Source organism: Brevibacillus sp. FSL K6-2834 (genome assembly GCF_038592925.1).
Taxonomy (GTDB): Bacteria; Bacillota; Bacilli; order Brevibacillales; family Brevibacillaceae; genus Brevibacillus; species Brevibacillus borstelensis.
In genome coordinates, this window is record NZ_CP151945.1 from 304395 (window position 1) to 313616 (window position 9222).

General features: G+C 50.3%; 11 protein-coding genes and 2 pseudogenes. 9 read left to right on the forward strand and 4 right to left on the reverse strand.

Features of this window, described 5'->3' with window-relative positions; translation table 11 throughout:
* The first annotated feature begins 16 nt into the window (after positions 1–16).
* The 9 genes from rpsK (at position 17) to rpsI (ending at position 6573) form a co-directional block, all read left to right on the forward strand.
* Complete coding sequence (gene rpsK / locus NST96_RS01700; RefSeq protein ID WP_003391933.1) at positions 17–418, forward strand: 30S ribosomal protein S11; 402 nt, start codon at positions 17–19, stop codon at positions 416–418.
* A 155-nt stretch (positions 419–573) separates the two neighbouring features.
* Positions 574–1518, forward strand: a complete 945-nt coding sequence (locus NST96_RS01705) for a DNA-directed RNA polymerase subunit alpha (RefSeq protein ID WP_003391931.1) — start codon at positions 574–576, stop codon at positions 1516–1518.
* A 176-nt stretch (positions 1519–1694) separates the two neighbouring features.
* Complete coding sequence (gene rplQ / locus NST96_RS01710; RefSeq protein ID WP_003391928.1) at positions 1695–2054, forward strand: 50S ribosomal protein L17; 360 nt, start codon at positions 1695–1697, stop codon at positions 2052–2054.
* Positions 2055–2215: 161 nt separating this feature from the next.
* Positions 2216–3067 (forward strand): energy-coupling factor transporter ATPase, encoded by an 852-nt coding sequence (locus NST96_RS01715; RefSeq protein WP_003391923.1) that lies wholly within the window; start codon positions 2216–2218, stop codon positions 3065–3067.
* Positions 3043–3915, forward strand: coding sequence for an energy-coupling factor transporter ATPase (locus NST96_RS01720; RefSeq protein WP_024984054.1), 873 nt, complete (start codon positions 3043–3045; stop codon positions 3913–3915). The genes NST96_RS01715 and NST96_RS01720 overlap by 25 nt, the downstream gene beginning before the upstream one ends.
* 3 nt (positions 3916–3918) lie before the next feature.
* Positions 3919–4716, forward strand: a complete 798-nt coding sequence (locus NST96_RS01725) for an energy-coupling factor transporter transmembrane component T (RefSeq protein ID WP_003391919.1) — start codon at positions 3919–3921, stop codon at positions 4714–4716.
* Entirely contained in the window at positions 4713–5453 is a 741-nt protein-coding gene (gene truA / locus NST96_RS01730; RefSeq protein ID WP_031932700.1) for a tRNA pseudouridine(38-40) synthase TruA, read from the forward strand. Before NST96_RS01725 ends, truA begins: the two co-directional genes overlap by 4 nt.
* Positions 5454–5722: 269 nt before the next feature.
* Entirely contained in the window at positions 5723–6160 is a 438-nt protein-coding gene (rplM, locus tag NST96_RS01735) for a 50S ribosomal protein L13 (RefSeq protein ID WP_003391915.1), read from the forward strand.
* A 20-nt stretch (positions 6161–6180) separates the two neighbouring features.
* Positions 6181–6573 carry a 30S ribosomal protein S9 gene (rpsI, locus tag NST96_RS01740; RefSeq protein WP_003391912.1) on the forward strand — a complete coding sequence of 131 codons (393 nt, stop codon included), beginning with the start codon at positions 6181–6183 and terminating at the stop codon, positions 6571–6573.
* Between the two features lie 102 nt (positions 6574–6675).
* Here the strand turns inward: rpsI and NST96_RS01745 are convergent.
* From NST96_RS01745 to istA, 4 genes and pseudogenes are all read right to left on the reverse strand, one after another.
* Positions 6676–6925, reverse strand: a pseudogene (locus NST96_RS01745) (tyrosine-type recombinase/integrase); the annotation flags it as partial.
* A gap of 220 nt (positions 6926–7145) precedes the next feature.
* Positions 7146–7364: an ATP-binding protein gene (locus tag NST96_RS01750; RefSeq protein ID WP_311315138.1), complete on the reverse strand. Its 219-nt coding sequence runs from the start codon at positions 7362–7364 to the stop codon at positions 7146–7148.
* A 44-nt stretch (positions 7365–7408) separates the two neighbouring features.
* Positions 7409–7924, reverse strand: a pseudogene (locus NST96_RS01755) (ATP-binding protein); the annotation flags it as partial.
* Positions 7921–9162, reverse strand: coding sequence for an IS21 family transposase (gene istA / locus NST96_RS01760; protein WP_311067719.1), 1242 nt, complete (start codon positions 9160–9162; stop codon positions 7921–7923). The gene istA and the pseudogene NST96_RS01755, both read right to left, overlap by 4 nt.
* Positions 9163–9222: the final 60 nt, after the last annotated feature.

Sequence of the window (9222 nt, forward strand, 5' to 3'; positions counted from 1 at the left end):
AGGAGGGTAATGGGACATGGCGAAAAGAAAACAAGCGACGGCTACTCGTACCCGTCGTCGTGACCGTAAAAACGTTGAAGTCGGCGTAGCACATATCCGTTCTACGTTTAACAACACGATCGTGACTATCACTGATCCGCACGGCAACGCGATCTCTTGGTCCAGTGCCGGTGCCCTCGGCTTCAGAGGCTCCCGCAAGAGCACACCGTTTGCTGCGCAAATGGCTGCAGAATCTGCTGCCCGCGTAGCAATGGAACACGGCATGCGCTCTCTGGAAGTGCTGGTAAAAGGTCCGGGTGCAGGTCGTGAAGCAGCGATCCGTTCCCTGCAAGCAGCAGGTCTGGAAGTTAACATGATTAAAGACGTGACGCCGATTCCGCACAACGGTTGCCGTCCACCAAAACGTCGCCGCGTGTAACGGGTTTATAACGTTCAGAACATGTCCATACTAGAATGGTAAATTCTGATTTTAGCTTGTCATGCACGCAAACGGTAAACCGCCGGGGAAATTCATGAGTGGGCGGAACGCTTGCCCACCCAAGAATTTCGACGTTTTGAAGGAGGGTTTGTTTAATGATAGAAATAGAAAAACCGAAAATCGAGGTTGTGGAAGTAAGCGACGACAACTCGTACGGGAAGTTCGTTGTAGAACCTCTTGAGCGCGGATACGGCACCACTCTTGGCAACTCACTGAGACGGATTCTCCTCTCGTCCTTGCCAGGCGCGGCGGTACGCACCGTTCAGATTGACGGGGTCCTTCACGAGTTCTCTACGATTGAAGGCGTCGTGGAAGATGTAACAGAGATTATTCTCAACATCAAGGGCCTGGCACTTAAGATCCATTCCGATGAAGAAAAAGTCATCGAGATTGACGCTGAGGGCGAAGGCGTAGTCAAGGCGGGAGATATCCGCGCAGACAGTGATGTGGAGATCTTGAACCCTGATCTTCATATTGCAACGTTGGCAAACGGCGGTCGTCTGCACATTCGTATGACAGCTGGACGTGGACGTGGATACGTACAAGCAGATGGAAACAAGTCGGAAGATCTGCCGATTGGCGTGATTCCGATTGATTCGATCTATACGCCCATCAAGCGTGTCAACTATCAAGTGGAGAATACTCGCGTTGGTCAAATGACCAACTATGACAAGTTGACTCTTGAAGTGTGGACGAACGGCAGCATTAGTCCGGAAGAAGCCGTTAGTCTAGGCGCAAAAATCATGACCGAGCACCTCAACCTGTTCGTTGGCTTGACTGACGAGGCGAAGGATGCAGAGATCATGGTAGAGAAGGAAGAGGACAAGAAGGAGAAAGTGCTCGAGATGACAATCGAAGAGCTCGATCTCTCTGTCCGTTCCTACAACTGCTTGAAGCGTGCCGGTATCAACACCGTGCAAGAGCTGACGCAGAAGACCGAAGAGGACATGATGAAAGTGCGCAACCTCGGTCGCAAATCCTTGGAAGAGGTGCAAGAGAAGCTGGCAGAACTCGGCCTCTCTCTTCGCAGCGACGACTAGGGCACCTGCAGCATGTCTGGCAAGAGGCACCCAGTGGGCACTGCAGATCTCGCTCGACCTAAGCAGCAGAATCGACGTAGTGCTCGCGAGTAAGAAGCACCCGAGGGCACTGCAGATCTCGCTCGACCTAAGCAGCAAATCGACGTAGTGCTCGCGAGTAAGAAGGAGGTAAGAACATGGCATACCGTAAATTGGGTCGTCGCAGCTCTGCTCGCAAAGCGCTGTTCCGTGATCTGGTAACTGACCTGATCATCAACGAGCGCATCGAGACGACTGAGATGAAAGCGAAAGAACTGCGTTCCATCGCTGATCAAATGATCACGCTGGCAAAACGCGGTGACCTGCATGCACGCCGTCAGGTAGCTGCTTTCGTTCGTAAAGAAGTAGCTACAGAAGAAGGCCGCGATGCGGTTCAAAAGCTGTTTGATGACATCGCTCCTCGTTACAAAGAGCGCAATGGTGGATACACTCGTGTCCTGAAGACAGGTCCTCGTCGTGGGGATGCTGCTCCGATGGCTTACATCGAATTGGTGTAATATATCTGATCAAATCCGGGTTGTGTAAAAAGGCTATCTTTTTAGACAACCTGAAAAAGGGTGGGGGCAGACTCTGGTCTTGGGACTGGACTCTGATTCGTGCCCTTTTTCTTTATTTGTTTGTAAATCCCCTGTTTTAGCTGGGAGGATGTGGACACCTGATGACGGAGGAACGCCTACTGGCATTGCAAGAAGTCTCATTTGCCTACGAAGGCGAAGGAGGCCAAAAAGAAACGGTGCTGAATCGCATCAACCTTGATATTCACAAAGGGGCCTTTGTATCCGTTCTCGGGCATAACGGTTCAGGGAAGTCGACGCTGGCCAAGCTGATGAACGCACTATTGCTGCCGAAAGAGGGAACTGTTCTCGTTACCGGTATTGATACGCGTGACGGCGAGCTGATTTGGGAGGTTCGCCGGCATGTCGGCATGGTTTTTCAAAATCCGGACAACCAAATCGTTGGAGCAACGGTTGAGGACGATGTGGCGTTCGGTTTGGAAAACATGGGAACAGACCCTGCCGAGATGCGTACACGCATTCGGGAGTCGCTGCAAGCGGTCGGCATGGAAGCGCATCTGTATGACCAGCCGCATCGCTTGTCCGGGGGGCAAAAGCAGCGTGTCGCGATAGCCGGCATCATGGCGATGCGGCCCTCTGTTCTTATTCTGGATGAAGCGACAGCGATGCTTGACCCAATGGGGAGACGAGAGGTGTTGAATCTGGCCCGCCGTCTCAATCGGGAAGAGGGAATAACGGTTGTAAACATCACTCATTTTCCGGAGGAAGCAGTCTTCTCCGATCGGGTTATCGTCATGCGGGCCGGTCAGGTGGAATGGGATGGTACTGCAGCCGAGGTATTTGCTGATCCGGACCGGTTGCAGGCGTTGGGGCTCGATGTCCCGTTTGCCGTTCGTGTTCGTCATGCATTGGCCGCGGAAGGTGTATCCCTGCCGTTCATCCTGCACCAAGAGGAGCTGGTGGAGCACTTATGCAAATTACTTTTGAAGAGGTAAGTCATGTGTACGGGGTGGGCACACCATTTGAACGCCTCGCGCTGCAGGATGTTTCCATAAACATTCCATCCGGCTCTTTTGTGGGGATCATCGGACAGACTGGCTCGGGAAAATCCACGTTGATTCAGCATGTCAACGGTTTGCTTCAGCCGACGAAAGGAACAATCAGGCTGGGCGACGTTACGGTGACACCGACTCGAAAGCTGCCGCACGAAAGCAGACGCAACATAGGACTTGTTTTTCAGTACCCCGAGCATCAGTTGTTTGAGGAGACTGTCGCCAAAGACGTGGCTTTCGGGCCGCTGAACTTTGACATGCCTCCAGAGATGGCCGAGCTGCGGGTACGTGAAGCTTTGGAGATTGTCGGACTGGATTACCAGGAGATGAAGGATCGTTCCCCGTTTCTCTTGAGCGGCGGTCAAATGCGGCGTGTAGCTATAGCCGGTGTCCTGGCGATGCAGCCCAAAGTGTTGATATTGGACGAGCCGACAGCAGGACTCGACCCGGCGGGGAGAAAAGCGATTTTGGAGGCCATTTATCGCATTCACCGCGAGCAGTCGCTGACGACCTTGCTGGTGACGCACAGTATGGAGGAAGCCGCTCGTTATGCCGATCGGCTGATCGTCATGGCAGGAGGCAAGGTAATGCTGGAGGGAAAGCCTGATGAGGTATTTGCGCAGGCGGATACTCTTCGCGAGCTCGCTTTGGATGTGCCGGAAACGGTCTCCCTGATTTCACAGTTGAACAGGAAGCTGCCGGAAGAACAGCGCCTTCCATCTTCGGTTTACCGGGAAGAAGAACTGATCAGTCATCTGCTGGCACGGATTTCGGACCGAGGGGAGCGGTGACAGATGCTGCAAAATATTGCGATCGGGCAATACGTTCCGGGAACCTCATTTCTCCATCGGGCTGATCCGCGGAGCAAGATGCTGTTTATCATTCTGTTTGCCATCCTGGTCTTTCTGGCCAACAACGTGATCACCTACGCGATCTTGATTGCCTTTACGGTCATGACTGTAATGCTCTCACGCTTGTCGCTTGCCTATATTTTGAAAAGTTTGCGGCCTGTTTGGATCCTGGTCTTGTTTACCGTCATTCTTCACGTGTTGATTACCAAAGGCGGAGAGGTCTACTTTCAGTGGGGCTGGTTTTCCATTGAGGAGAAGGGCGTCACCCAAGCGATCTTTATCTCGCTTCGGGTCAGCCTGTTGGTGCTGGTCAGTTCGTTGTTGACGCTGACGACCTCGCCGATCGATCTGACGGAAGGGCTGGAGCGCTTGCTTGGCCCGTTTGGACGAATAGGCGTGCCGGTTCACGAAATTGCACTTATGATGTCTATTGCACTGAGGTTTATTCCCACGCTTATGGAAGAGACGGACAAGATCATCAAGGCGCAGACAGCACGCGGCGCAAATTTCACCAGCGGCAATTTGATCCGGCGTGCACAAAATTTGATACCGATCGTGATTCCTTTGTTTATCAGCGCTTTCAGGCGTGCCGAGGAGCTGGCTTTGGCCATGGAGGCGCGGGGGTATCGCGGCGGTGTTGGACGAACGAGACTGCGGACGTTGACGATGAGCTGGCGAGACGGCTCGATCGCCCTCGCTGCATGCGTCTTGCTGCTCGTGATCGGATGGTGGCGTACATGAGGCGGTTAAAGTGTGTGGTCGCTTATGACGGTACAGATTTCAGCGGCTTTCAGGTACAGCCGGATCAGGTCACGATCCAGGGGGAAATCGAGGCTGCCCTGCACCGGCTTACGGGGGAGACGATCCAGATTTCCGGTTCCGGCCGGACAGATGCTGGCGTCCATGCCCGCGGCCAAGTTTTTCACTTTGATACAAAAAGCGGCATTCCGCTGGACAAATGGCGGTTTGTTCTGAACAATCAGCTTCCGGATTCCATAGTGATACGATCCGTCGAAGAAGTATCATCGGAGTTCCATGCCCGCTTTGATGTCAAGGTCAAGGAGTACCGTTACTGCATCGACAACGGTGCTGTCCCGGATGTATTTCGCCACCGCTATGCCGATCATATCCGCTCTCCCCTGGATGTGGAAGCGATGCGCCAGGCTGCCCGGCATCTTGTCGGCAGGCACGACTTTACTTCCTTCTGCTCAGCCAAGACCGTTGTGGAAGACAAGGTGCGAACGGTGTACGATGTGAGGGTCGAGTCTGAAGGACAGGTGATCTGGGTGATTTGCAGGGGGAACGGCTTTCTGTACAACATGGTGCGCATTATCGTCGGAACCTTGGTAGAGGTAGGCCAAGGAAAGCGCCATCCAGATGAGCTGCGGACCATTTTGCTCGGGCGGAATCGCGAGCTTGCGGGGAAAACAGCCCCGGCCAAGGGTCTTACCATGTGGGAGGTTTCCTACGAGGAATAATGGTCTTTTTTGCGGATGATGATCCCGCAAAAAAACAGCCGTGCCAATGTTTAACATGCATGAGGGCACTTGACTCAAGAACTTCTATGTAGTACGATATTCCTTGGTATTTTCATACCCGCCTAGCCCCACTCTAGCCCCGGGATTGAAAAACAAGTTCGTTTTTTTTTGAAACACCTGGAGAAGTTGCTCTCCGTTACAAGACAGCTTTTCCAAACTGATTTTCCATGATTGTAAATGGATGTGTAAGATATTTAGGAGGGACAAACATGCGTACCACATATATGGCGAAACCGCTCGAAGTCGAGCGTAAATGGTACATCGTTGACGCAGAAGGTCAAACGCTTGGCCGTCTGGCTAGCGAAGTTGCTTCCATTCTGCGCGGCAAATTGAAACCGGAATTCACTCCGCACGTTGATGCTGGTGATTTCGTAATCGTAATCAACGCTGACAAAGTCAAGCTTTCCGGCAACAAGCTGCAAGACAAGAAATACTACTCCCACTCCCTCTATCCGGGTGGTCTGAAAGTAACCTCTGCAGGTGAAATGTTGAAAAACAAGCCAGCCCGCATGTTTGAAATCGCTGTTAAGGGCATGCTGCCTAAAAACAGCCTGGGACGTCAAATGTTCTCCAAGCTGAAAGTGTACGCTGGTACTGACCATCCACACGCAGCTCAAAAACCAGAAGTATGGCAAATCCGCGGTTAAGGTAAAGGGAGGAAAGACACGTGGCACAAGTACAATACTACGGCACAGGTCGTCGTAAGCACTCCGTCGCACGCGTTCGCCTGGTTCCAGGTGAAGGTCGCATCGTGATCAACAAGCGTGATATGGACACTTATTTTGGTCTGGAAACACTGAAACTGATCGTAAAACAACCACTCGTACTGACTGAAACACTGGGTCGTTACGACGTATTGGTTAACGTAAAAGGTGGCGGTACCACTGGTCAAGCTGGTGCGATCCGTCATGGCGTATCCCGCGCTCTCCTGAAGGCAGATCCGGAACTGCGTGGCGCTCTGAAACGCGCTGGCTTCCTGACTCGCGACCCTCGTATGAAAGAGCGTAAAAAATACGGTCTCAAAGCTGCTCGTCGCGCTCCTCAATTCTCCAAGCGCTAAGAGCCTGCTATATCAAGGATTATTGCCCTTGGCCTTCATTGGTCAGGGGCTTTAATTTTTTCTCCAGAACATCGTGATCATATTTTGACCATATTTGTGTGGTCATTTCTCTATGAATTTTTCAAATCGAGTTGCGGTTTCCTCTTTGACTGTTCTGGTCACATGGGTGTAAATGTTCATCGTCATCTTTATATCAGAGTGTCCTAAACGTTCCTGCACCTTCTTGATTCTGGCCAGCTTCAAATAAGAGAGAAGCGTGCATATGGCGTAAACCGTGAGCAGTGATAGGGTGTAGATCATGGGATTTGAAAATCTCACTTAATTTATCGTTTGGGTAAGCAAGGCACAGGGGAGATCCATCTTCGCGGGTAAACAACAGATCGTTTACTTTTGCATGGATATGTACCAATGACCGCCCAAATTGCCCTGTACGGATTTTTTTTAGTAAGCCTAATGTTTGTCAACTGCAAATGAAAATTTCTCATTATCTGCACTCGAATTTTCCCCATTATAAGCAGTTCATTTGTTTGAATATTGCCCCCCGAAGGGGGCAGGTAACGGGAAAACTCCATTTATTCGGTTTTATCTTCAATTGACTCTGTCCGAAAGAAACCAGCTTTTTTCTTTTCTTTGATACGAAAACTTTCCCCCTTAATGTTGATGGTATGGGAATGATGCAATAATCGATCAAGGATAGCGGTAGCAAGTACCGCATCGCCAAATATCTCTCCCCACGAACCATAGGACTTGTTCGAAGTGAGAATGATCGAACCAGATTCATAACGTTCGATACAATTTGAAAGAAAAAATGAGCTGCCGTTTCATCCATCTTGCGGTAGCCGATTTCATCAATAATAAGCACATTCGGCTTAATAAATGCCCGCATTTTTTGCTTAATACTGTTGTTTTGATGGGCAATCTGAAGGGTCTGAACCAAGTCATGAGCGGTTGTAAAGTAAACTGTCAAACCTTGTTTAATGGCCTCCAGAGCCAAAGCGACAGATAAGTGATTCTTACCAACGCCTGGGGGACCTAGCAAAATGAGATTCTCCTGTTGTTGTACAAACCGAAGGGTTGCCAATTCACGAATTCGTCTTTCATCAATGGAAGGTTGGAAAGAGAAATCAAATTCGTCTAGTGTTTTTTTGAACGGAAGCCGTGCTAATCGAGTTCTTGTATGCAAAAATCGTTCGTATTTAGCCGCTAATTCCTCCTGCAGAAGCTTGTCCAAAAACTCCAAATACGATATGTTGTGTTTGGATGCTTCTTCGGCGTGATCGTGGAGGATCTCGGGGATGCGTATCCATCCAAAATGACGGGACGCTTCCAACAGGCGTTCTTGCAAGATCATTGCAGCGTCACCTCTTCTTCCGCCAGTTCTTCATACGCCGTAAGAGAGCGTTCCAACACTTCGGGTGTTGAATTCGCCATATAACGAGGTGTAGGTTGGGGAACCGGTTTGCTCGTAGATGTGCGAATTCCTTCGAAGTGTTTTTTTATGCTTACGGTCTGATGACGCCCCCACTGTTTGGAGTGTTCAGCGATTAGATGGCCATTGCAATAAAATCGCAAGACTCCATTTTTCTCATCTTGAATTTCTACTACTCGACCGATGTGCTCCCATGGAACAGAGTAACGATTGGCTTCAAAAGAAACATAAGCATCACTCATCACCTTCCGGTAATGCCGGTCCACAACAGCAAAAGGCACGTGGTTCAAAGGTTGGAGGTCTTCTACTTTCCATCGTTCATTCGGCATTTGATGGGTGGTTCCGTGAAGGCGACAATTTGCAACGGTGTCCAGCCAATAGCGTACTTGTTGATTGAGATCTTGTAGCCCGGTAAAAGTGCCGATGCGAGGCCAAAAGTTCTTTCTGAGATAACCCACCCCATTCTCCACTTTTCCCTTCGTTCGAGCCCGATAGGGCTTGCAGCTCAGCAGCTTGCACCCATAGTGGCTGGCAAAGCGGGCGAAACGCTCGTTCCAGATCACCCTACCATTGTCATCTCGACCAGAAACAACTGTTTTCATGTTGTCGTACAAACAACTTTGAGGGACACCCCCAAAGTACTGCCAAGCCCGAAGATGACATCCGATGAGAGTTTCCAGCTTTTCGTCCTCGGTAAATTCTACATACATCATGCGTGAATAACCCAGCACCATGACGAAAGCGTAAAGACGCTTTTGTTTTCCGTTGACATTTGCTCGAAAATGTCCCCAGTCTACTTGCGCTTGTTGTCCAGGTTTCGTTTCGTATCGTACGGTTACTTTTGAACGAAAGTGGGGACGCAGCGGCTTCATGAAGTCTCGTAAGATGGTGTCCTTTCCGGTATAGCCACGGGCTTTTATTTCTTCGAAGATGATGCGGGCATTTTGACAGCCCTCCGCCATACGAGTACGGATGAAATCCTTAAAAGGATCCAACTTGCTGGGACGTGGTTTGCGAGTAGGAAAGCTCTCTGGCGTATCTTTCAGGAGCCATTTTCGAATCGTTTTTCGATCCCGTCCCATCTCTTCAGCAATTTGGGTAATACTCATACCTTTCAGACGCATTTCTTTGATCACAAAAAACTCCCCATTTTTCACCATATTTACTCTCCTCCCGGAGAGTATGTCGGCTTTTTCTGGGGAATTTTAAACCGCTGATAT

Excerpts from the sequence above, each read along its gene's own strand:
- rpsK (WP_003391933.1), top strand. The coding sequence starts at position 17 with ATGGCGAAAAGAAAACAAGCGACGGCTACTCGTACCCGTCGTCGTGAC.
- rplQ (WP_003391928.1), top strand. The coding sequence starts at position 1,695 with ATGGCATACCGTAAATTGGGTCGTCGCAGCTCTGCTCGCAAAGCGCTG.
- NST96_RS01720 (WP_024984054.1), top strand. The coding sequence starts at position 3,043 with ATGCAAATTACTTTTGAAGAGGTAAGTCATGTGTACGGGGTGGGCACA.
- rplM (WP_003391915.1), top strand. The coding sequence starts at position 5,723 with ATGCGTACCACATATATGGCGAAACCGCTCGAAGTCGAGCGTAAATGG.
- NST96_RS01715 (WP_003391923.1), top strand. The coding sequence starts at position 2,216 with ATGACGGAGGAACGCCTACTGGCATTGCAAGAAGTCTCATTTGCCTAC.
- truA (WP_031932700.1), top strand. The coding sequence starts at position 4,713 with ATGAGGCGGTTAAAGTGTGTGGTCGCTTATGACGGTACAGATTTCAGC.
- NST96_RS01705 (WP_003391931.1), top strand. The coding sequence starts at position 574 with ATGATAGAAATAGAAAAACCGAAAATCGAGGTTGTGGAAGTAAGCGAC.
- istA (WP_311067719.1), bottom strand. The coding sequence starts at position 9,162 with ATGGTGAAAAATGGGGAGTTTTTTGTGATCAAAGAAATGCGTCTGAAA.
- NST96_RS01725 (WP_003391919.1), top strand. The coding sequence starts at position 3,919 with ATGCTGCAAAATATTGCGATCGGGCAATACGTTCCGGGAACCTCATTT.